Raw genomic sequence first — 21,121 nt, 5'->3', positions numbered from 1 at the left:
AATGAAAGTGATTTATAATACACTTTGGATGATAATAGAGAAGTTAATTCTTTCCTTGTCATTATTAATAATCAATGCTTATGTAGCAAGGTATTTAGGACCATCCCAATATGGTGTTATAAGTTATATAATCACTTTGCTCAGTATTTCTGTAGTTGTAAGCAACTTTGGGTCTAACACTTTAATTTTTCAAAAAATAAGTAAAAATAGTTACTCTGCTAAAACAATTATCCCGACAGTACAAGTTCTGCGCTCAAGTATATATCTATTGTGCACTGCTTTGATGTTTTTTTATCTCTACTTGTCTGGGGCCAATTTCGATTTTTATCTTGTTATAGGTTTAGCAATTGCATTTTATTTTCAGGCGATAGATAGTTATTCTTGGTATAATGATGCTAAGCTAAATTCTAAATATAACAGTGTGGTTAACACTATCGCTTTAATAGTGGCTATCATTACGCGTTACTTCCTTGTGAAATGGTCGTTGGAACTACAATGGTTTACTATTCCCTATATCTGCAATTACGCAATTTCTTATTTCCTTAAAAGATATTTTTTTATAAAAAAAGAAGCCCCTCCAGATATAATCAGCCTTATCTTTAAAAGAAGAACACACACTTTAAAAACGCTTACTTTCTTTATTATTGCGGGCGCGCCACTTTTTTTGAGCGAAATTTCAATACTGTTATACACTAGATTAACCAATTTATATCTTGGTGAGATCAACAGCATTGATGCTGTAGGAGTATTTAATGCTTCTTATGTCATAGCTACAGCATGGACGATTATACCTTTGGCATTTATTACCAGTGTTTATACGGTAATTTACAAAGAAAAAAGTACTCGTATCAGAATTGCAATTGGTGCTTTTTTAATGCAATTGATAACTATCGGTGGACTTGTTTTTGTGGTGTTTTGTCTGTTGTTTAAAGATCAAATTATATACTTAATTTATGGTGTCGGGTTTAAAGAGTCAGCAGGTATTTTTCCGATATTAATCCTTAGTTCAGTCTTTTCAATTTTAGGAGTAATATCATATCGAATGATTATAGCTATGTATGGTTATAAATATATAGCTAAAAAAATGATAGTTATGGGGCTAATTAGTATTCCATTAAACTATTTTTTGATTAAAAACTACGGCGTTGTAGGTGCTGCCTATTCTATAGCAATTATTGAATTAATTTCTGCGACGGTAGCTAACTATTTCTTCAAAGGAGGATTGATTGCCAGAATGCATTTAAAAACCATCATCAAACCTCTTGAAACATCATCTCTAGCAATATCGGAAATATTAAAAAAATGATTAAGCAAGGATTGGTTTCCGTAATTATTCCAACTTATGGGCGAAGTGATTCTTTAAAATCAGCTGTCCAGAGCGTCTTGAATCAAGACTATCATGATATTGAAGTGATTATTATAGACGATAACGATGATGTTAATACCTCTGAGCAAGTAAGGTTAAATTTAGCTTCTTTCGGGAATGATTCAAGGTTACGCTATTTTTCAGATGGTCAAAATAGAGGAGGGGCGGGCGCTAGAAACAAAGGGATCGAGATTTCTTCTGGTCAATATATAACATTTCTTGATGATGATGATTTATATATAAATAATAAAGTTTCCCTACAAATGGATTTTTTATACAAAAATAATTTAGATATATGTATTTGTGATATGTTTTTCCAGAAAGATAATAGATTTAAAGATGTGAGTAACTGTTATGCCAGGGGGTTCACATTAAAAGATTTTATCCTCGATGGTAATTGCTATACTCCAATGATATTGTGTAAGAAAGAACTTCTTATTAGAGTTGGTGGATTTATACTAACGCCACGATTTCAAGATCATCTACTAATGATTAGATTGCTTGCTTACACGACTAAAGTTGGGCATCTTGAGGAAAAATTATTCATTCATAATAATCATGATGGTGAAAGAATAACGTATAGTAAAAAATCTATAGCTGCTTATGAATTACGAGAAAAAATTGAGCGCACTCATATTCATTTATTGACTATTCGTGAGAAAAAATCTTTTGAATTCAAAAAGGCTGTTATTAGGATGAAGATTTCAAGGTTAAATCATCAGCCTAAGAAATTATTTATGAATACTTTAATGGCTTTAAAAAGCTTAAGTACTTTTAAAGAAATGCTCATATTTCTTAAGACAGTTATACGAGTAGTTGTATATGGGAGTAAGAATGTGTGATTGTAGATAACCTGTACAATTCTAAAATTAAACTCATCCTATTTTTCGTTTCATTGTTTCTTTATTATTATAAAAGTATATTCATTTCTCTCGAGATTTCTGACGAAATTAAAAACTTGATGTCAGGTCTATTCAATATTCTTTTAATAATATGTTTTGCTATTAGCTTGAATTTCTTTAGGTTTAAAGAAAATTGCTTGATCGCAACGCTAACATTACTTTTTATAACAAATGCTGCTTTATATAATAACATATATCTATTCGGGTTTATAATTGTTGTTTTTATGTTGCTTCTGAGTTCTTCAATTCAATGGAACATTTTAATAAAATGTATTGTTCTGGTACATTGCCTGGCATTTATGTTAATTATACCATTGATATTTTTCTCAGAAAGCTATTCTTACATCGACGAGCGTTTTGGTGTTCGCTATACCTTTGGTTTTCATAACCCTAATACTTTTAGCCAATATTTAATATCATTTTTTATAGCTTTAAATCTTCTAATTTTTACAATCGTAAAAAATGCCTCTTTAAAATTTTTCTTTATAGTTATGCTCACCTTGACAGTCTTTATTATTGTTGAACTCACTGGTTCTAGAACTGGAATGCTTCTTACAATAATGACAGGTGTGGGGTTTTTATTGTGTTTATTTTCTAAAAATATTTTCTTAAAAAGAAGACGCTTTGTATTCTTATATATCGTTAGCGCGTTTATATTATGTTCATTGCAATATTATTTAGTGGCCACTTATTCTTCATCTGAACTCTCCAAACTGTTGAATACCTATCTTTCAGGACGTATATGGTTCGCTTCATTACTCACTAATGATATTTGGCCTATACCGCTTTTTCATGGTGTAAATATTAATGATTATTTACCTATCGATTTTTTCTATATCGCTTATTTTTATAATTTGGGTGCGATTGTTGGACTATGGTTGGTCTACTTATTCACGAAGAAATTGAAAAACCAAACTTATACGCCAGCAATGATGATTGCGCTATGGTTATCCCTTACTATAACCTTTACTGAAAATTACTTCGCTATACCATTATATAATATTGGTGTGTTTATTGTTTTTTCTTCAAGATTAGTGAATAACAGATATGAATACAGCAGTACTTATCCAAGCCCACAAAAATGAACATTTCATTCGGCAACTCGCACTCAGTAATAAAGATGTCAGATTCTATGTGCATATGGATGCAAAATTTCAAAGTAAGCAGACATGGCTAAAAGAGCAGAACATCTCAAATCTATATCTGGTTGAAAATCCAGTATCCGTTTATTGGGGTGGAAGCAGTCAAATTATAGCGACTTTACGTCTGATGGAGATAGCATTTACTGATGAACGAAACAAATTTTTTCATTTAATTAGTGCGGAATGTGCACCATTAAAACGTTTCGATGAGATCGAGAACGAATGGATGCGCAATGTAAACAGACAATTCATTGAGTCTCATCGAGACCCTAGTAATGAATGGCGTCTTAAAGTCCGAATTCCACACTCCAATACTAAATATTTACGTACTTTCTTAGGCCGGTGCGTGAATAAGATGTATAAGTTTTCGACTTTCTTTTTTGATCGGGTAAGGTTTGATCAAAGTTCATATTATTTTGGATCACAGTGGTTTTCTGTTACAAGAGAATTTGTTGAGGAAGTGATCGATAAAACCAATAGGTCATTCTTCAACTCGTTTAATAATATAACGTGCGCTGATGAACATGCTTTCGCGATTTTTGCAAGAATAAAATATTCACGTCGTTCGACTATCGAAGATAATAATAAAAGATATATTGAGTTTAAAGGTAAGTCTAGTCCTGAATATTTAACTGAGGCTAACGTAAAAGAATTAAAATCTGGGGCTAACTATTGGTTTTGTCGGAAAGTACATGAGCAAGAATTGCTTAAGTTACTATACCAGGAAAGTGAATAATGTTTTTTTCAATTATAATGCCAGCTTATAATGCACAATCAACCATAGAGAATAGTATTCTTTCTGTATTGAATCAAACTCATCAACAATTCGAGTTAATTATCATAAATGATAATTCTAGTGATGGCACCATTACGATAATCGAAAGATTTCTAAGGGATGCCAGAGTTAAACTTATAAATAATACAAGCAATCTCGGGGTTGCTCTTTCAAGGAATAAAGGGATTGAGGTCGCTACTGGAGAAATTATATCGTTTTTAGATAGCGATGATTTATGGTACCCCGAGAAGTTAGCAGAACAAGATAAGTGTTTTGAAAAGGGATGCAAAGTCGTATGTACAGATTATGATGTCATAGATATGGAAGGTAATATTGTTGCATCCCGAACATCTCCAAAAGAGATAAGTTATAGCAATATGCTTAAAAGTAATTTTATTGGAAATCTTACAGGCGCATATTTAACCTCTTTTTATGGTAAACACTTTCAAAGAAATATTGGCCATGAAGATTATATAATGTGGTTAGAGTTAGTAAAAAAAGCTCCAGCGTTTTGTATTAATAAAAAATTAGCTGCTTATCGCTTATCAAATAACTCGCTTTCGAGGAATAAGCTTAAAGCGTTAGTATGGCAGTGGAAAATTTATCGCGATATTTTGAACATGAATTATCCCAAAGCTATATATTATTTTATAAATTATGCCTTTTATGCAGTAAAGAAAAGAAGTTAAAAACAAGCCAGACTGATAATATTTTACGTTTTTTATCTACCACAAAACAAGTTACGTGAGTTAACATCTAAGTCACATTTCAAGCCGCGCGCATGTCGCGGTGACCACACCTGACAGGAGTATGTAATGTCCAAACAACAGATCGGCGTTGTCGGTATGGCAGTGATGGGGCGCAACCTGGCGCTCAATATCGAAAGCCGTGGTTATACCGTCTCCGTTTTCAACCGCTCCCGTGATAAGACCGAAGAAGTGATTGCCGAGAACCCGGGCAAGAAACTGGTTCCGTTCTACACGGTGCAGGAGTTCGTTGAATCTCTGGAAACGCCTCGTCGTATCCTGTTAATGGTGAAAGCGGGTGCAGGTACAGATGCTGCTATCGATTCATTGAAACCATATCTGGATAAAGGCGACATCATTATCGATGGTGGTAATACCTTCTTCCACGACACTATTCGTCGTAACCGTGAACTGTCTGAAGAAGGTTTCAACTTCATCGGTACAGGTGTTTCCGGCGGCGAAGAGGGCGCTCTGAAAGGCCCATCCATCATGCCTGGAGGTCAGAAAGAAGCTTACGAGCTGGTTGCACCAATCCTGACCAAAATCGCCGCAGTTGCTGAAGATGGCGAACCTTGCGTAACCTATATTGGTCCGGACGGTGCGGGTCACTATGTGAAGATGGTTCACAACGGTATCGAGTACGGCGACATGCAGCTAATCGCTGAAGCTTACGCATTGCTGAAAGGTGGCCTGAACCTCTCCAACGAAGAGCTTGCTGAAACCTTCACCGAGTGGAACAACGGTGAACTGAGCAGCTACCTGATCGACATCACCAAAGATATCTTCACCAAGAAAGACGAAGACGGTAAATATCTGGTTGACGTGATTCTGGATGAAGCTGCGAACAAAGGTACCGGTAAGTGGACTAGCCAGAGCTCTCTGGATCTGGGCGAGCCGCTGTCTCTGATTACCGAATCTGTATTTGCGCGTTATATCTCTTCCCTGAAAGAGCAGCGTGTCGCCGCATCTAAAGTGTTGAGCGGTCCACAGGCTAAACCTGCCGGCGACAAAGCGGAATTCGTTGAGAAAGTGCGTCGTGCACTGTACCTCGGCAAAATCGTTTCCTATGCTCAGGGCTTCTCTCAGCTGCGCGCTGCATCTGATGAGAACAACTGGGATCTGAACTACGGCGAAATCGCGAAGATCTTCCGTGCAGGCTGCATCATCCGTGCTCAGTTCCTTCAGAAAATCACCGATGCTTACGCAGAAAACGCCGGCATCGCTAACCTGTTGTTGGCGCCTTACTTCAAACAGATCGCGGATGACTACCAGCAGGCGTTACGTGATGTTGTGGCTTATGCGGTTCAGAATGGTATTCCGGTACCGACATTCTCCGCTGCTGTTGCATATTACGACAGCTACCGTGCTGCTGTTCTGCCAGCAAACCTCATTCAGGCACAACGTGATTACTTCGGCGCGCACACTTACAAGCGTACTGATAAAGAAGGTGTGTTCCACACCGAATGGCTGGATTAATCTGATTTAAGTCAGCATGCTATGCGAGCCCGGTATATGTTACCGGGCTTTTTTTTGCGCCAGAATGCCCATGGTGACTCGATTTAAAGTTTCTGGCCTCGCTGAGCCTGTAAAAATCGCTGCAATTCGTGCTTAGTGTATAGAGGTAACTTCCTTGACAGTCGCTCGGCTTAAGGGGTAAAAACCCCAACAGTTGTATATTGCGCTGGCGTTGTTTCGCCTCCAGATTCTTACCAATTAAGACGTTAAACGAATGAAAATAACTATCTCCGGAACAGGTTATGTCGGTCTCTCAAATGGGATTCTGATTGCGCAGCACCACGAAGTGGTAGCGCTGGATATCGTGCAGGCGAAGGTTGATATGCTCAACCAAAAAGTGTCGCCAATTGTGGATAAAGAGATTCAGGAGTATTTAACCACTAAGCCGCTCAATTTCCGTGCTACTACGGACAAGCAAGATGCTTATCGAAATGCTGATTACGTCATCATTGCAACTCCTACTGACTATGACCCGAAGACTAACTATTTCAATACTTCCAGCGTTGAAGCGGTTATAAAAGATGTCACAGCGATCAACCCAAATGCGGTAATGATCATAAAATCGACCATCCCGGTAGGTTTTACGCAGTCGATTAAAGAGAAGATGGGAATTGATAACGTCATCTTTTCTCCTGAATTCCTGCGTGAGGGGAGGGCGTTGTATGACAATCTCCATCCTTCACGAATCGTCATTGGCGAGCGTTCAGAACGTGCAGAGCGATTCGCTGCTTTGCTTCAGGAAGGGGCGATCAAGAAAGATATTGAAGTGCTGTTTACGGATGCCACCGAAGCCGAAGCCATTAAACTCTTTGCCAACACCTACCTGGCCATGCGTGTTGCCTACTTCAACGAGCTCGATAGCTATGCCGAGAGCCTGGGGCTGAATACCAGGCAGATCATTGAAGGGGTTTGTCTCGACCCGCGGATTGGCAATCACTATAACAATCCCTCTTTTGGCTACGGTGGCTATTGCTTGCCAAAAGATACCAAGCAGCTGCTGGCTAACTATCAATCTGTGCCAAACAACATCATTTCTGCCATCGTGGACGCAAACCGCACACGTAAAGACTTTATCGCCGATTCCATCCTTGCGCGCCAGCCAAAAGTGGTCGGTATCTATCGTTTGATCATGAAGAGTGGTTCCGATAACTTCCGCGCGTCCTCTATTCAGGGGATTATGAAACGTATCAAGGCGAAAGGTATCCCGGTCATCATTTACGAGCCCGTAATGCAGGAAGATTCTTTCTTCAATTCCCGTGTGGTTCGTGATCTGGACGCTTTCAAAGAAGAAGCCGATGTCATTATCTCTAACCGTATGGCAGAAGAGCTTATCGACGTTGCCGACAAGGTCTACACCCGCGATCTCTTTGGCAATGACTGAAAACCTTGAATGCCCGGCTTGTCCGGGCATTATTTTTATATTGCACCAGCTTTCATCAGGCTAACTATAGGAAAAATTCATCCTGAAAAGGCAATCCGAAACTGCGTATTTAGGTTGGATATGTCGTACTCATTTCTTTATGCTTCGTCGATTTCCTATAGAAATTCATGCAACAACCGATAAACTGTATTGATAACTTTATGCCTTGTGGTTTTTCATTGTTAAGGATTATATGACGTACAATAACAATAACGTGGTCTCACGAAGCAATGACCCGGAACAGATTGATTTAATTGATCTTGTACTACAGCTCTGGCGTGGAAAATGGTTGATCGCTGCGTTTGTTGCCATTGCTATCGTTATCGCTGGCGCGTATCTCATGCTGGCTAAAGAACAATGGTCCTCCTCCTCAATCATTACTCAGCCTGATTCTGCTCAAATTGGTCCCTACAGCAACGCTTTAAACGTACTTTATGGCAATTCTGCACCCCGCCTGCAGGATATACAGGCTAACGTATTCAACCGCTATAATGCCGCAATTTCAGCTTTATCAGGCACGCTGGAAAATCAAGAAGAGCCAGAGAAACTGACCATCGAGCCGGTGGTTAAAGGACAACCATCGCCCCTACAGGTTAGCTATGTAGGTGATTCAGCGGTAGCCGCGCAAAAGCAGCTCGCTATATACATTCAGGAGATTGATGAGCAGATCGGCAAAGAGCTGTTCAGCGATCTCAAAGATAACATTGAGCAGCAGGTTGCGACCCTGAAGACCTCGATTGAAAACCAGGAAGAGATTGCGCAAGAGCAGAAAGACCTGCGCATCAGACAGATTAGTGAAGCGCTCAAATATGCTGAGGCGGCCAACGTAACCAAACCGCAGATCCAACAGACGCAGGATGTTACTCAGGACAGCATGTTCCTGCTGGGGACCGATGCCTTGTCGACGATGGTGCAACGCGAGTCTTCGCGCCCATTGACCTTTGCGAATGACTATTATCAGAACAAGCAGCGCCTGCTGGATATTGAAAAGCTCAAGATTGAGCCGACGTCCATTCATGGCTATCGCTACGTTATGAAGCCAGACCTGCCTATTCGTCGCGACAGTCCTAAGCGCAGTATTACGCTTATCCTGGCCGTGCTTCTCGGCGGTCTGATCGGCTCTGGTTTCGTCCTCGGCCGGAACGCACTGCGAAATTACCAGCAGAAAGCGTGATGATTCATTAAGTGAAAAAAAACCGGGTTTCCCCGGTTTTTTTATTTGTGTCTTTTACGCAAGTTCTCAATCACCGTCGTTAAATCCAGCTCCTGATCCTGAAGCAGCACCAGCAGGTGATACATCAAATCAGAGGCTTCATTGGTCAGTTCGTCGCGGTCATTTACCGTCGCAGCGAGAGCGGTTTCTACACCTTCTTCTCCCACTTTCTGCGCGATACGTTTGGTACCGCTGGCGTAAAGTTTGGCGGTATACGAACTATCCGGGTCGGCCGTTTTACGTTCTGCTAAAAGTTGCTCCAGCTGATATAAAAACAGCCACTGGTGGCTGGCCTCACCAAAGCAACTGCTGGTACCCAGATGGCAGGTTGGGCCGATAGGGTTAACCAGCACCAGCAGGGTATCGTTATCGCAATCCGGCGTGATGCTCACCACATTCAGGAAATGGCCCGAGGTTTCACCTTTGGTCCATAAACGCTGTTTAGTGCGTGAGAAAAAAGTCACTTTACCGGTGGACAGGGTCTGCTGCAGGGCATCCTGATTCATATACCCCAGCATTAGCACTTCGCCCGATACCGCGTGCTGTATCACGACCGGCATCAGGCCGTCGGTTTTATCCCAGTCCAGCTGCGCGCGTTGTTGCTCTGTTAACATACCCGTATCTCCACGCCCTGGCCCGCCAGGAACGTTTTTAACTCACCAATATTAATTATCTGCTTGTGAAACACCGATGCGGCCAGCGCACCGTCGACATTAGCGTCGCGGAAGGCTTCCAGGAAATGCTCCATCGTTCCAGCACCGCCAGAAGCGATCAGCGGCACGTTGCACACGGCGCGAACTTTGCTCAGCTGTGCCAGGTCATACCCGTTGCGTACGCCGTCCTGGTTCATCATATTCAGTACGATTTCGCCCGCTCCGCGTTTTTGCACCTCCTGCACCCAGTCGGGGGTCTCCCACTGCGTCACCCGGGTGCGGCTCTCATCGCCGGTATATTGGTTAACATGATATTTGCCGGTGGCTTCATCAAACCAGGTATCAATCCCCACCACAATGCACTGTACGCCAAAGCGATCCGCCAGACGGGTGATTAGCTCCGGCTCTGCCAGGGCAGGGGAGTTGATCGAAATTTTATCAGCGCCGAAGGAGAGGATTTTTGCAGCATCCTCTGCCGACTTGATGCCTCCCGCCACGCAGAACGGAATATCAATCACTTCCGCGACGCGTGCCACCCAGCTTTTATCCACCACGCGGCCATCGCTGGAGGCCGTAATATCGTAAAAGACCAGCTCATCCGCGCCTTCATCGGCATAGCGTTTGGCCAGCGGGACGATGTCGCCGATGATCTCGTGGTTGCGGAACTGCACCCCCTTTACCACCTGACCATCGCGTACGTCGAGGCAGGGAATTATCCGTTTTGCCAGCATTGAATTGCCTCCGTCACCGTAAATTTCTCTTCCAGCAGGGCGCGTCCTACGATCACGCCACGCACGCCTGTCCCACGCAGGGCAGCAATATCATCCAGCTCACCAATACCACCTGAAGACTGGAACGCCACCTGCGGATAACGGGCGCAGACTTCTTCGTACAGCGAGACGTTCGAACCCGCGAGGGTGCCATCCCGGGAGATATCCGTGCAAAGGACATGCTTTAGACCAACCGGGAGATAGGTATCCACCAGAGCTTCCAGGGTGACGCCGGAGTTTTCCTGCCAGCCGCTTACTGCCACCTGCTTCGTGCCCTGGTCGTCAATACGTACGTCCAGCGCTAACACCAGCGCGTCAGCGCCAAAGCGACGAAACCAACCTTTCACCGTTTCGGGATCTTTTACCGCAGTAGAACCGACCACCACGCGCGCCACGCCCGCGTTAAGCAACGCCGCCACATCCTCTTCAGTACGTACGCCACCACCGACCTGCACCGGCACGTTCACGCCGGCAACCAGTTTTGTCAGGAGGGAGATCTGGCGTTTGGTGGTATCTTTTGCGCCGGTCAGGTCTACAAGGTGCAGTACTTCAGCCCCCTGAGCGGCATAATCTTGCAAACGCGGCAGCGGATCCTTGCCATAATCGCGCTGCTGGCCGTAGTCGCCCTGGTGCAGACGAACAACGGTGCCGTCAATCAAATCTAATGCTGGAATAATCATTACATCTCCAGGAAGTTTTTCAGCAGCTGTGCGCCTGCGGCACCCGACCGCTCCGGGTGGAACTGCACGCCATAGAAGTTATCTTTCTGCACCGCTGCGGTAAATGCTTCGCCGTATTGGCACTGGGCAATGGTGTAAGTGTTCACTGGCATGGCGTAACTGTGCACAAAGTAGAAATAGGCGCCATCCTCAATGCCCTGGAACAGGCGATTACCCGCTTTCGAGTAGACGCGGTTCCAGCCCATATGCGGCAAAGGCAGACCGTGGTCGGTCATCTTGGGGACGTCCTGCTCGATAATATCCAGCAAATCCACGCCGTTACTCTCTTCGCTACGGCGACCCAGAAGCTGCATGCCGAGGCAGATACCCAATACCGGTTGGGTGCAGGCTTTGATGAGTTCAACTAACTCACGCTCGTGGATCTGGTCCATCGCGGCCTGGGCGGTGCCCACGCCGGGTAAAAACAGTTTGTCGGCGCGCAGCACAATATCGGCATCACGGCTCACCACGGGGTCATAACCGTGGCGGGCGATGGCCGATTTTACCGAGTTCAGGTTGGCGCAGCCGGTATCAAGGATCACCACATTCATTACAGCACTCCCTTCGACGACGGCAGGGCGTCACCTTCCACACGAATAGCCTGGCGCAGCGTACGGCCAAAGGCTTTGAACAAGCTCTCTACGCGGTGGTGATCGTTCTTCCCTTTGGTTTTCAGGTGTAGGGTTACACCCATGGTGTAGGAGAGTGAACGGAAGAAGTGCTCGACCATCTCTGTGCTCAGGTCGCCCACGCGCTGATAGGTAAAATCGGCTTTGTATTCCAGGTGCGGCCGACCCGAAATGTCGAGGGCACAGCGTGCCAGACACTCATCCATGGGCAGCACAAAACCAAAGCGATTGATGCCACGCTTGTCCCCCAGCGCCAGCTTGAGGGCTTCGCCCAACGCCAGACCGGTATCTTCGACGGTGTGGTGATCGTCAATATAAAGGTCACCTTTAACGGCAATCTCCATGCGAAAACCGGCGTGGGTACAGATCTGATCCAGCATATGGTCAAAAAAACCGACGCCGGTGTGGATTTTGCTACCGCCTTCGCGATCCAGCCAGACCTTCACATCAATTTGCGTCTCTTTGGTATTACGCTCAACGTGAGAGTAGCGGTCGCGTTTCGTGAGTTGTTCGCCAATCATGGCCCAGTTAAGGTCGTTAGCGTTGTAACGCAGGCCAGCGATGCCCATGTTCTCCGCCAGCTGAATGTCGGTGGGGCGGTCGCCAATGACATAGCTGTTAGCCTTATCGAGTACCGCGTCTGCCAGATACTGCTCTACCAGCTTGACCTTCGGCTTACGGCATTCGCAATTATCCGCCGGCAGGTGCGGACAGATAAGCACGTCATCGAACACCACCCCCTGCGAGGAGAGGATCTGCATCATCAGGTTATGCGGGCCGTCAAAGTCTGCCTGCGGGAAGCTGACGGTACCCAGCCCATCCTGATTGGTGATCATTACCAGTTTGAAACCGGCTTTCTGCAGCTTCAGCAGAGTAGGGATCACGTCGGCTTCAAAGGCCAGTTTGTCGAAACGATCGACCTGATAATCGCTGGGGGGCTCCGAAATAAGGGTGCCGTCACGATCGATAAAGAGGGTCTTCTGGCTCATACTTTCTCCGCATTCAGGGCGTCGATAACGCGCTGGCTCTCTTTACGGGTGCCGATGGTGATGCGCAGGCAGCCGCTCAGGGAAGGTTGTTTATTTTGATCCCGTAAGATAATGCCCTGATCCCACAAAGATTTAAATACTGAGCTGGAGGCGGTAAAGCGCACCAGGATGTAGTTCGTTTCCGAATCGAATACCTGTTCAACGCAGGGAATGGACTTTAAAGCGTTCACCAGGTACTGACGTTCAGCAAGGATCTGCGCCACGCGGTCACGCATCGCGTTAATGCCCTGCGGAGCCAGCGCCTGGGCCGCGATATCAGCAACCGGCGTAGAGAGCGGATAGGGTGCGATGACCTTCATCAGCAGGTCAATTACCGGTTTATTGGCCAGGGTAAATCCACAGCGCAGCCCGGCGAGGGCGAAGGCTTTCGATAATGTACGCAAGATCACCAGGTGCGGATACTCATCCAGCCAGCCTGCCAGCGTCGCCTGCGGGCAAAACTCGATATAAGCTTCGTCTGCCACCACCAGTGCTTTCCCGCGAGTCATCTCCAGCAGGGTGCGGATATCCTGCGGGTTGATCAGTTGCCCGGTCGGATTATTCGGGCTGCAGACAAACACCACCTTCACGCCGTCCAGATTATCGGCGATAGCCTGCAAATCGAGCTGCCAGTCGTCGCGGGCAGCCACTTTGCGCAGTTCCACATTGAAGGTTTCGGCGCTCACGCTATACATACCGTAGGTTGGCGGGCAGTAGAGCACCGCGTCCTTGCCTGGCTCACAGAACGCGCGAATCAGCAGTTCGATGCCTTCGTCAGCGCCCCGGCTAACCAACACCTGCTCCGGCTTTACGCCGGCATAAGCGGCATAATTTTCAATAACCGCCTTTGGCTGGCATTCCGGATAGCGGTTGAGCGTTTGTTGGGTGAGGGGATACTCCACAGGTGTGGGGAATTCATTGGCATTCAGCCAGACATCGCCGCTTCCGCCCAGACGACGAGCAGACTGATACGGGGTCAGCGCGCGGACGTTGTCGCGGGCCAGCTCTTCAATGTTCATGCTTGCTCCTTCAGGGCTGCAACGCGCAGCGTAACGGCATTCTTATGGGCGGTCAGGCGTTCTGCAGCGGCCAGGGTTTCGATGGTCGCCGCCAGGGAGGCGAAGCCTTCACGAGAGAGTTCCTGCACGGTCATCCGTTTCTGGAAATCCGCCAGTCCCAGGCTGGAGCAGGTAGCGGTATAACCATAGGTTGGCAGCACGTGGTTCGTCCCCGAGGCGTAATCGCCAGCGGATTCGGGTGACCAGTCGCCCAGAAACACCGATCCAGCGCTGGTAATGCTGTCGACCAGGTCACGGGCGTTGCGGGTCTGAATGATCAGGTGCTCAGGTCCGTAGAGGTTAGAGATCGCCACGCACTGGGCCAGGTCGCTGGCCACAATCAGACGGCTGGCAGATAACGCCTGGCGGGCCGTCTCTGCACGGGGGAGATCGGCCAGCTGGCGCTCTACGGCTTCGCCCACGCGTTGTGCCATGCCCGCATCCGGCGTCAGTAAGATCACCTGAGAATCGGGGCCGTGCTCTGCCTGCGACAGGAGATCGGAGGCAACAAAGTCAGGCGTAGCACCGCTGTCGGCGATCACCAGCACTTCAGAAGGGCCGGCAGGCATATCAATGGCCGCACCGTCCAGACGCTGGCTCACCTGGCGCTTGGCTTCGGTCACGAAGGCATTGCCAGGGCCAAAGATCTTATCCACGCGAGGAATCGAATCGGTGCCCAGCGCCAGCGCTGCGATAGCCTGTGCGCCACCCACGTTGAAGATATCCTGCACGCCGCACAGTTGTGCGGCATAGAGGATCTCATCGGCAATTGGCGGAGGAGAACAGAGCACCACTTTACGGCAACCCGCAATGCGTGCCGGGGTCGCCAGCATTAATACGGTAGAAAAGAGAGGGGCTGAGCCCCCCGGGATATAAAGGCCGACAGAGTCAATCGGGCGGGTTACCTGCTGGCAGCGCACGCCTGGCAGGGTTTCGATATCGACGTTTTGCAGTTTCTGCGCCGTGTGGAAGGTGTCGATATTCTTTACAGCAACGGCCATCGCCTGCTTTAGTTCATCGCTCAGGCGCGCGCTGGCGGCATCAATCTCTTCCGCACTGACCTTCAGGGCACCCACCTCGGTTTTATCGAACTTAGCACCGTATTCACGCAGTGCGTCATCGCCACGTTTTTTGACGTTTTCGAGAATCTCCGCAACGGTACGGGTAATGCTGTCGGAGGCGGAGATCGCCGGGCGCATCAGTAATTCCCCTTGCTGCGCGGCACTATAGCTATTCCAGTCGATGATTGTGTTAAAGCTCATGGCCATTACTCCATCATCTTCTCAATAGGCAGTACCAGGATAGAGCTGGCACCCAGCGATTTCAGTTTTTCCATGGTTTCCCAGAAGAGGGTTTCGCTGCTCACCATGTGCATTGCTACGCGCTGCTGATCGCCTGCCAGCGGAAGAATGGTTGGGCGCTCGGCACCCGGCAGCAGGGCAATCACTTCGTCCAGACGCTCGGTCGGGGCGTGCATCATGATGTATTTGGATTCACGCGCCTGGATAACGCCCTGGATACGGGTCAGCAGGCGGTCAATCAGCTGCTGTTTGGCATCAGGCATCTCGCCATCGCGCTGAATGAGACAGGCTTTTGAACGGAACATGACTTCCACTTCACGCAGGCCATTCGCCTCGAGGGTCGCACCGGTGGAAACCAGGTCACAGATGGCATCGGCCAGTCCGGCGCGCGGCGCGACCTCAACTGAACCATTCAACAGACAGGATTTAAATTGCACCCCTTTCTGGTCGAGGTAACGCTTCAGCAGGTGCGGATAAGAGGTGGCGATGCGCTTACCGTTGAGGGAGGCCGGGCCGTCCCAGGCTTCGTCAGCCGGGGTTGCCAGCGACAGGCGGCAACCGCCGAAGTCCAGACGACGTAGCGTAAAGTAACGCGGATCCTCACCCTGCGCACGGCGGGTCAGTAGCTCTTCTTCCAGCACGTTCTCGCCAATAATGCCCAGATCCACCACGCCATCCATCACCAGGCCTGGAATATCGTCATCACGTACGCGCAGAATATCAATCGGCATATTCTCTGCCAGCGCGATCAGGCGCTGTGTGTGCAGGTTAATCTTAATGCCGCAGCGCGCCAGAAGTTCGCGTGAATCGTCGCTCAAACGGCCTGATTTCTGAATAGCTATGCGTAAACGTGAATTATCTAACATTGTTGGTTCCTCGTGATCCTGTTTTAACCTGTCTGAATACGATCCAAAAAAAAGCCCCCGGAAGAAGATCTTCCGGGGGCTTTTCTTGCGTTCATGCACCACTGGAAGATCTGAATGTCTTCCAGCACACATCGCCTGAAAGACTAGTCAGGATGATGGTGATGATGGTGGTGTTTAAATGGAACGCGTGTCATAAAATTCTCGATGAATGCTTATTCATGTGATGTCTTTTAACCTAAACCACTTGTGTCACGGAAAGCAAGGGCTTTTTTTAATCATTAATTCATTTCATATTGTAGCTATGAATTGTCAGTTCCGGACGGCTGGCGTAGCCTTAACAGAGACGCGTAAATGTCAGGAGAAGACGGATGAAAAAGGTCGCAATTGTCGGTTTAGGGTGGTTAGGGATGCCGCTGGCGATGTCATTAACGGCAAGAGGCTGGCAGGTGACGGGCAGCAAAACCACCGCAGACGGCGTGGAAGCCGCGCGGATGTGCGGTATCGAAGGGGTCGAATTGCGCCTGGATCCAGAACTTATCTGCGATGCCGACGATCTGGATACGCTGATGAATGTCGACGCGCTGGTCATTACGCTGCCCGCCCGCCGAACCGGACCGGGAGACGGGTTCTACCTGCAGGCGATGCAGGAGATTGTCGACAGCGCCCTGGCCCATCACATACCGCGCATTATCTTTACCAGTTCAACCTCGGTCTATGGCGATACCGAAGGAACGGTCAAAGAGGACAGTCCGCGCGCGCCGGTCACCGCGAGCGGACGGGTATTAAAAGACCTGGAGGACTGGCTGCACAATTTACCGGGTACACAGGTTGATATCCTGCGTCTTGCCGGCCTGGTCGGGCCGGGGCGTCACCCGGGTCGTTTCTTTGCGGGGAAAACGGCGCCGGACGGGCAACATGGCGTTAATCTTGTGCATCTTGAAGATGTCATCGCGGCAATTACCCTGCTTTTGCAGGCTCCAAAAGGCGGACACATCTATAATATATGTGCGCCCTCTCATCCCGCTCGTAGCACCTTCTACCCGGTTATGGCGCGTCAGCTTGGTCTGGAACCTCCGCATTTCCACGATGCGCAGGGCGTAAGAAAAGGCAAAGTGATTGATGGTAACCGTATCTGTCACGAACTGGGATTTGAGTATCAATTTCCCGATCCGCTGGTTATGCCGATGGAGTGATGCAGCCCGCGGAGGCAATTGCGCCACAAGGGGGAAGCATGAAACCACTGCTGGATGTTCTTATCATCCTCGATGCGCTGGAAAAAGAGGGCAGTTTTGCCGCTGCGTCGGCAAAACTGTTTAAAACGCCCTCGGCGCTCAGCTATACCGTGCACAAGCTGGAAAGCGATCTCAATATCCAGATCCTCGATCGTACCGGGCACCGCGCCCGCTTTACCCGTACCGGACAAATGCTGCTGGAGAAAGGGCGGGATGTACTGCACGCCGTGCGTGAGCTGGAAAAACAGGCCATTAAACTGCACCAGGGATGGGAAAATGAACTGGTCATTGGCGTGGATGATACCTTTCCGTTTTCGTTACTGGCTCCGCTGATCGAGGCTTTTTATGCGCGCCATAGCGTCACCCGGCTGAAATTTATCAACGGCGTGCTGGCCGGGTCCTGGGAGGCGCTAATTCAGGGCCGGGCGGACATTATCGTCGGTGCACTCCATGAGCCTCCCCAACTCAGTGCCTTTGGCTTTGCCTGTCTTGGTAAACTGGAGCAGGTCTTCGTAGTAGCGCCGCATCACCCCCTTGCTCAGGAAGCCGAACCTATTAACCGACGCGTTATTAAAAATTACCGCGCTATCGTGGTGGGAGATAATAGTTTGCCTGGCTGTGCGGTTTCGTCTCAACTGCTCGACGATCAAGAGGCCATCACCGTCTTTGACTTTAAAACTAAACTCGAACTGCAAATAAACGGCCTCGGTTGCGGTTATCTGCCTCGCTATTTAGCCCAGCGCTTTATAGAAAGCGGAGCGCTAATAGAAAAGCAGGTTTTAGCACAGACCAGTGATGAGTCGGTATGGATAGGCTGGAATGAGCAAACTGCGGGGCTTGCCAGTGCATGGTGGCGGCAAGAGATTTTAGCAAATAGTGCTATTGCTGCAGTTTATGCAGCAGCTGGCGTCGAAAAATCAGCCAGTTAGATCAAATAAAGTTTTGCATGCCTTCGCAATCTATTGCATTACTGCCAGCAGATGGGGCAAAATGCCGCCGCTGCAAACAAATGAATAATCGACGATATAAAAGGCGTCGGTTATTTTTTTTTGCATGTACGAAACGAAACTAAAACCAAGAGGCCGGGCTTCGTACCGGATAGATATTTACTAAAATCCGACAGTTGTTGTCGCTGAGGAATAAACGAAATGGGGCAATTTTTCGCTTACGTGGCGGTTATCACCGTAAAGGAGATTAACTATGTCGCATAACGCAACTCCAAACACCTCTCGCGTGGAATTACGTAAAACCCTTACGTTGATTCCGGTTGTTATGATGGGCCTTGCCTACATGCAGCCAATGACGCTGTTCGATACATTCGGTATCGTATCAGGCCTTACTGACGGTCACGTTGCAACGGCGTACGCCTTTGCGCTGGTCGCGATTCTCTTTACAGCGCTGAGCTACGGTAAACTGGTTCGCCGTTTCCCCTCTGCAGGCTCTGCATACACCTATGCTCAGAAATCCATTAGCCCGGCTGTTGGCTTTATGGTGGGCTGGTCATCTCTGCTGGACTACCTGTTCATGCCGATGATCAACATTCTGCTGGCTAAAATTTACTTCGAAGCGCTGGTACCTTCTATACCGTCGTGGATTTTCGTTGTGGCGCTGGTGGCCTTTATGACCATCTCTAACCTGCGCAGCATCAAAACCGTGGCTAACTTCAATACCCTGATCGTTATTCTGCAGATGGGTATTGTGGCGGTTATCGTGGGTCTGATCATTTATGGCGTTTCCCACGGTGAAGGGGCAGGTACGCTCACCAGCACCCGTCCGTTCTGGTCTGAAGGGGCGCACGTTGTGCCGATGATTACCGGCGCGACCATTCTCTGCTTCTCGTTCCTCGGCTTCGATGGTATCTCCTCGTTGTCTGAAGAGACCAAAGACGCAGAGCGCGTGATTCCGCGTGCCATCTTCCTGACGGCGTTGATTGGCGGCCTGATCTTTATCGGTGCTTCCTACTTCCTGCAGCTGTACTTCCCGGATATCTCTCGCTTTAAAGATCCGGACGCGTCACAGCCAGAAATCATGCTGTACGTTGCGGGTAAAACCTTCCAGTGGGGCGTGCTGATCTTCTCCAGCGTGACCGTTCTGGCATCCGGTATGGCTGCACACGCAGGGGTTTCTCGTCTGATGTACGTGATGGGCCGCGATGGTGTGTTCCCGACGCGCTTCTTCGGTTATGTTCATCCGAAATGGCGTACCCCGGCATGGAACGTGCTGCTGGTCGGTGCGATCGCACTGCTGGCCATCAACTTTGACCTGGTAACCGCAACCGCGCTGATCAACTTCGGTGCGCTGGTGGCCTTTACCTTCGTTAACCTCTCGGTTATCTCGCAGTTCTGGATCCGTGAGAAGCGTAACAAGACGTTGAAAGACCACTTTAACTACCTGATTCTGCCAGTTTGTGGTGCCCTGACTGTGGGTGCACTCTGGGTTAACCTGGAAGAGAGCTCCATGGTTCTGGGTCTGATCTGGGGTGGTATCGGTCTGGTTTATCTGGCTTGCGTGACCAAAAGCTTCCGTAACCCGGTACCGCAGTACGAAGACGTTGCATAATCGATAGCGTTGAATAATAAAAACCGGAGACATCGCCTCCGGTTTTTTTATATCTGAAATAACTAAAGGTTCTAACCAGGAACATTTGGTTATTTGTCCCTGCCCGGCGAGTCATTAATAATTTGCCTCCTGATGTTTTGCTGGCTTATTAATAATTATGCTTTCTATGATCTTTAGCGGACTGTTCTGCGGCGCGCTGCTGGGTTTTGTTATGCAGCGTGGGCGGTTCTGTCTCACCGGCGGTTTTCGCGACATGTACATTGCGAAAAACAACCGCATGTTTTATGCCCTCTTAATTGCTATCTCCATTCAGAGCCTGGGCGTATTTGCGCTCATTCAGATGGGGCTGGTGCAGTATGATGCCGGCACCTTTCCGTGGCTTGGTACCGTGGTGGGGGGCTATATCTTTGGCCTGGGTATCGTCTATGCAGGCGGCTGTGCCACCGGAACCTGGTATCGCGCTGGCGAAGGGTTGATCGGCAGCTGGATTGCGCTCTTCACCTATATGCTGCTGAGCGCGGTAATGCGTTCACCCCATGCGGATGGCCTCAATCAGGTGCTAAAAACTTACAGTACCGGGCACAACTCTATTGCCGAGACCTTTGGTTTCTCTGTCTGGCCGTTGATTGCGCTGTTACTGGTGGTCACGCTCTGGGCTGTAAGCAAAGAGCTGCGTAAACCTAAGCTTAAGGTCGCGTCATTGCCGCCGCGCCGTACCGGTCTTGCTCACTTGCTGTTTGAAAAGCGCTGGCATCCCTTTGTCACCGCCATTCTCATTGGTTTGATCGCGCTGCTGGCATGGCCACTGAGCGAGGCGACAGGGCGTATGTTCGGTTTAGGGGTGACTTCCCCGACAGCCAATATTCTGCAGTTCCTGGTCGCCGGGCAGAGCAAGTTCCTGAACTGGGGCGTCTTCCTGGTGCTGGGGATTTTCCTGGGTTCCTTTATTGCCGCGAAAGCCAGCCGCGAGTTTCGTGTACGCGCCGCAGATGCGCAAACCACGCTACGCAGCGGCCTGGGTGGCATTCTGATGGGAGTAGGCGCCAGTATGGCCGGTGGTTGCTCTATCGGCAATGGCCTGGTCATGACGGCAATGATGACCTGGCAGGGCTGGATTGGTCTGGCCTTTATGATTCTTGGCGTATGGACTGCGTCATGGTTTTTATATGTCCGTCCGCAACGCAAAGCGAAACTTGCGGCTGCGACGGCCTGATGAATAACAGGAGC

At 48.3% G+C, this 21,121-nt stretch carries 22 protein-coding genes and 1 other annotated feature; of the genes, 13 read left to right on the top strand and 9 right to left on the bottom strand.

The annotated features are described in order from the left end of the window. The first annotated feature begins 1 nt into the window (after position 1). The 8 genes from WFN75_RS10200 to wzzB all read left to right on the top strand — a co-directional run bounded on the left by WFN75_RS10200 (position 2) and on the right by wzzB (position 9,040). Positions 2 to 1,306 (top strand): oligosaccharide flippase family protein, encoded by a 1,305-nt coding sequence (locus WFN75_RS10200; protein WP_212477794.1) that lies wholly within the window; start codon positions 2 to 4, stop codon positions 1,304 to 1,306. Beyond that, a complete protein-coding gene (locus WFN75_RS10195; RefSeq protein WP_212477795.1) occupies positions 1,303 to 2,208 on the top strand; it encodes a glycosyltransferase family 2 protein in 906 nt (301 codons plus the stop codon). The genes WFN75_RS10200 and WFN75_RS10195 overlap by 4 nt, the downstream gene beginning before the upstream one ends. Positions 2,209 to 2,567: 359 nt before the next feature. After that, on the top strand, positions 2,568 to 3,353 hold the full coding sequence (locus WFN75_RS10190; protein ID WP_283095159.1) for a hypothetical protein: 786 nt from the start codon (positions 2,568 to 2,570) through the stop codon (positions 3,351 to 3,353). Continuing rightward, the gene (locus WFN75_RS10185) at positions 3,316 to 4,146 is read left to right on the top strand and encodes a beta-1,6-N-acetylglucosaminyltransferase (protein WP_263616159.1); all 831 of its coding nucleotides are present in this window, start codon (positions 3,316 to 3,318) and stop codon (positions 4,144 to 4,146) included. Before WFN75_RS10190 ends, WFN75_RS10185 begins: the two co-directional genes overlap by 38 nt. After that, positions 4,146 to 4,874, top strand: a complete 729-nt coding sequence (locus WFN75_RS10180; protein ID WP_212477797.1) for a glycosyltransferase family 2 protein — start codon at positions 4,146 to 4,148, stop codon at positions 4,872 to 4,874. The genes WFN75_RS10185 and WFN75_RS10180 overlap by 1 nt, the downstream gene beginning before the upstream one ends. A gap of 126 nt (positions 4,875 to 5,000) precedes the next feature. Beyond that, the gene (gene gndA / locus WFN75_RS10175; RefSeq protein WP_212477798.1) at positions 5,001 to 6,407 is read left to right on the top strand and encodes an NADP-dependent phosphogluconate dehydrogenase; all 1,407 of its coding nucleotides are present in this window, start codon (positions 5,001 to 5,003) and stop codon (positions 6,405 to 6,407) included. A 253-nt stretch (positions 6,408 to 6,660) separates the two neighbouring features. Further along, positions 6,661 to 7,827, top strand: coding sequence for a UDP-glucose 6-dehydrogenase (gene ugd, locus WFN75_RS10170; RefSeq protein ID WP_046884819.1), 1,167 nt, complete (start codon positions 6,661 to 6,663; stop codon positions 7,825 to 7,827). Between the two features lie 232 nt (positions 7,828 to 8,059). Then, positions 8,060 to 9,040, top strand: coding sequence for an LPS O-antigen chain length determinant protein WzzB (gene wzzB, locus WFN75_RS10165; protein ID WP_212477799.1), 981 nt, complete (start codon positions 8,060 to 8,062; stop codon positions 9,038 to 9,040). A 41-nt stretch (positions 9,041 to 9,081) separates the two neighbouring features. Here wzzB and hisIE read toward each other — a convergent pair whose 3' ends face one another. The 9 genes from hisIE to hisL all read right to left on the bottom strand — a co-directional run bounded on the left by hisIE (position 9,082) and on the right by hisL (position 16,297). Beyond that, positions 9,082 to 9,693 carry a bifunctional phosphoribosyl-AMP cyclohydrolase/phosphoribosyl-ATP diphosphatase HisIE gene (gene hisIE, locus WFN75_RS10160; RefSeq protein WP_263616158.1) on the bottom strand — a complete coding sequence of 204 codons (612 nt, stop codon included), beginning with the start codon at positions 9,691 to 9,693 and terminating at the stop codon, positions 9,082 to 9,084. Beyond that, positions 9,687 to 10,463: an imidazole glycerol phosphate synthase subunit HisF gene (hisF, locus tag WFN75_RS10155; RefSeq protein WP_212477801.1), complete on the bottom strand. Its 777-nt coding sequence runs from the start codon at positions 10,461 to 10,463 to the stop codon at positions 9,687 to 9,689. Before hisF ends, hisIE begins: the two co-directional genes overlap by 7 nt. Continuing rightward, positions 10,445 to 11,182 carry a 1-(5-phosphoribosyl)-5-[(5-phosphoribosylamino)methylideneamino]imidazole-4-carboxamide isomerase gene (gene hisA / locus WFN75_RS10150; protein WP_263616157.1) on the bottom strand — a complete coding sequence of 246 codons (738 nt, stop codon included), beginning with the start codon at positions 11,180 to 11,182 and terminating at the stop codon, positions 10,445 to 10,447. Before hisA ends, hisF begins: the two co-directional genes overlap by 19 nt. Then, positions 11,182 to 11,772 (bottom strand): imidazole glycerol phosphate synthase subunit HisH, encoded by a 591-nt coding sequence (gene hisH, locus WFN75_RS10145; protein ID WP_212477802.1) that lies wholly within the window; start codon positions 11,770 to 11,772, stop codon positions 11,182 to 11,184. Before hisH ends, hisA begins: the two co-directional genes overlap by 1 nt. Then, entirely contained in the window at positions 11,772 to 12,839 is a 1,068-nt protein-coding gene (gene hisB / locus WFN75_RS10140; protein WP_212477803.1) for a bifunctional histidinol-phosphatase/imidazoleglycerol-phosphate dehydratase HisB, read from the bottom strand. Before hisB ends, hisH begins: the two co-directional genes overlap by 1 nt. After that, complete coding sequence (gene hisC, locus WFN75_RS10135) at positions 12,836 to 13,897, bottom strand: histidinol-phosphate transaminase (protein WP_212477804.1); 1,062 nt, start codon at positions 13,895 to 13,897, stop codon at positions 12,836 to 12,838. The genes hisB and hisC overlap by 4 nt, the downstream gene beginning before the upstream one ends. After that, positions 13,894 to 15,198, bottom strand: coding sequence for a histidinol dehydrogenase (gene hisD, locus WFN75_RS10130; RefSeq protein ID WP_263616155.1), 1,305 nt, complete (start codon positions 15,196 to 15,198; stop codon positions 13,894 to 13,896). Before hisD ends, hisC begins: the two co-directional genes overlap by 4 nt. A gap of 5 nt (positions 15,199 to 15,203) precedes the next feature. Then, positions 15,204 to 16,103, bottom strand: coding sequence for an ATP phosphoribosyltransferase (gene hisG / locus WFN75_RS10125; protein ID WP_040074928.1), 900 nt, complete (start codon positions 16,101 to 16,103; stop codon positions 15,204 to 15,206). 45 nt (positions 16,104 to 16,148) lie between these two features. Next, positions 16,149 to 16,271: a sequence feature (His leader region), on the bottom strand. Continuing rightward, the gene (gene hisL, locus WFN75_RS10120; RefSeq protein WP_154298781.1) at positions 16,247 to 16,297 is read right to left on the bottom strand and encodes a his operon leader peptide; all 51 of its coding nucleotides are present in this window, start codon (positions 16,295 to 16,297) and stop codon (positions 16,247 to 16,249) included. (Overlaps the previous feature by 25 nt.) Before the next feature lie 174 nt (positions 16,298 to 16,471). On the opposite strand from hisL, the gene WFN75_RS10115 reads away from it, so the two are divergent. From WFN75_RS10115 to tsuA, 5 genes are all read left to right on the top strand, one after another. After that, positions 16,472 to 17,296 (top strand): SDR family oxidoreductase, encoded by an 825-nt coding sequence (locus WFN75_RS10115; protein WP_263616154.1) that lies wholly within the window; start codon positions 16,472 to 16,474, stop codon positions 17,294 to 17,296. Positions 17,297 to 17,334: 38 nt separating this feature from the next. After that, on the top strand, positions 17,335 to 18,264 hold the full coding sequence (locus WFN75_RS10110; RefSeq protein WP_040074930.1) for a LysR substrate-binding domain-containing protein: 930 nt from the start codon (positions 17,335 to 17,337) through the stop codon (positions 18,262 to 18,264). A 219-nt stretch (positions 18,265 to 18,483) separates the two neighbouring features. Further along, positions 18,484 to 18,546 (top strand): membrane protein YoeI, encoded by a 63-nt coding sequence (gene yoeI / locus WFN75_RS22660; RefSeq protein WP_100245854.1) that lies wholly within the window; start codon positions 18,484 to 18,486, stop codon positions 18,544 to 18,546. Continuing rightward, entirely contained in the window at positions 18,536 to 19,894 is a 1,359-nt protein-coding gene (locus WFN75_RS10105) for an APC family permease (protein ID WP_046884827.1), read from the top strand. Before yoeI ends, WFN75_RS10105 begins: the two co-directional genes overlap by 11 nt. A 157-nt stretch (positions 19,895 to 20,051) precedes the next feature. Continuing rightward, positions 20,052 to 21,107 (top strand): thiosulfate utilization transporter TsuA/YeeE, encoded by a 1,056-nt coding sequence (tsuA, locus tag WFN75_RS10100; RefSeq protein ID WP_212477808.1) that lies wholly within the window; start codon positions 20,052 to 20,054, stop codon positions 21,105 to 21,107. Positions 21,108 to 21,121: the final 14 nt, after the last annotated feature.

The sequence above is a fragment of the Leclercia sp. UBA7405 genome, from assembly GCF_037152215.1.
Classification (GTDB): Bacteria; Pseudomonadota; Gammaproteobacteria; order Enterobacterales; family Enterobacteriaceae; genus Enterobacter; species Enterobacter pneumoniae.
The sequence above is the reverse complement of the archived record's forward strand: the minus strand, read 5'-3'. Positions and strand labels throughout refer to the sequence as shown.

Bases quoted from the DNA above. Each gene is read 5' to 3' on its own strand.
- WFN75_RS10200 (WP_212477794.1), top strand. From the start codon at position 2: ATGAAAGTGATTTATAATACACTTTGGATGATAATAGAGAAGTTAATT.
- WFN75_RS10195 (WP_212477795.1), top strand. From the start codon at position 1,303: ATGATTAAGCAAGGATTGGTTTCCGTAATTATTCCAACTTATGGGCGA.
- WFN75_RS10190 (WP_283095159.1), top strand. From the start codon at position 2,568: ATGTTAATTATACCATTGATATTTTTCTCAGAAAGCTATTCTTACATC.
- WFN75_RS10185 (WP_263616159.1), top strand. From the start codon at position 3,316: ATGAATACAGCAGTACTTATCCAAGCCCACAAAAATGAACATTTCATT.
- WFN75_RS10180 (WP_212477797.1), top strand. From the start codon at position 4,146: ATGTTTTTTTCAATTATAATGCCAGCTTATAATGCACAATCAACCATA.
- gndA (WP_212477798.1), top strand. From the start codon at position 5,001: ATGTCCAAACAACAGATCGGCGTTGTCGGTATGGCAGTGATGGGGCGC.
- ugd (WP_046884819.1), top strand. From the start codon at position 6,661: ATGAAAATAACTATCTCCGGAACAGGTTATGTCGGTCTCTCAAATGGG.
- wzzB (WP_212477799.1), top strand. From the start codon at position 8,060: ATGACGTACAATAACAATAACGTGGTCTCACGAAGCAATGACCCGGAA.
- hisIE (WP_263616158.1), bottom strand. From the start codon at position 9,693: ATGTTAACAGAGCAACAACGCGCGCAGCTGGACTGGGATAAAACCGAC.
- hisF (WP_212477801.1), bottom strand. From the start codon at position 10,463: ATGCTGGCAAAACGGATAATTCCCTGCCTCGACGTACGCGATGGTCAG.
- hisA (WP_263616157.1), bottom strand. From the start codon at position 11,182: ATGATTATTCCAGCATTAGATTTGATTGACGGCACCGTTGTTCGTCTG.
- hisH (WP_212477802.1), bottom strand. From the start codon at position 11,772: ATGAATGTGGTGATCCTTGATACCGGCTGCGCCAACCTGAACTCGGTA.
- hisB (WP_212477803.1), bottom strand. From the start codon at position 12,839: ATGAGCCAGAAGACCCTCTTTATCGATCGTGACGGCACCCTTATTTCG.
- hisC (WP_212477804.1), bottom strand. From the start codon at position 13,897: ATGAACATTGAAGAGCTGGCCCGCGACAACGTCCGCGCGCTGACCCCG.
- hisD (WP_263616155.1), bottom strand. From the start codon at position 15,198: ATGAGCTTTAACACAATCATCGACTGGAATAGCTATAGTGCCGCGCAG.
- hisG (WP_040074928.1), bottom strand. From the start codon at position 16,103: ATGTTAGATAATTCACGTTTACGCATAGCTATTCAGAAATCAGGCCGT.
- WFN75_RS10115 (WP_263616154.1), top strand. From the start codon at position 16,472: ATGAAAAAGGTCGCAATTGTCGGTTTAGGGTGGTTAGGGATGCCGCTG.
- WFN75_RS10110 (WP_040074930.1), top strand. From the start codon at position 17,335: ATGAAACCACTGCTGGATGTTCTTATCATCCTCGATGCGCTGGAAAAA.
- WFN75_RS10105 (WP_046884827.1), top strand. From the start codon at position 18,536: ATGTCGCATAACGCAACTCCAAACACCTCTCGCGTGGAATTACGTAAA.
- tsuA (WP_212477808.1), top strand. From the start codon at position 20,052: ATGCTTTCTATGATCTTTAGCGGACTGTTCTGCGGCGCGCTGCTGGGT.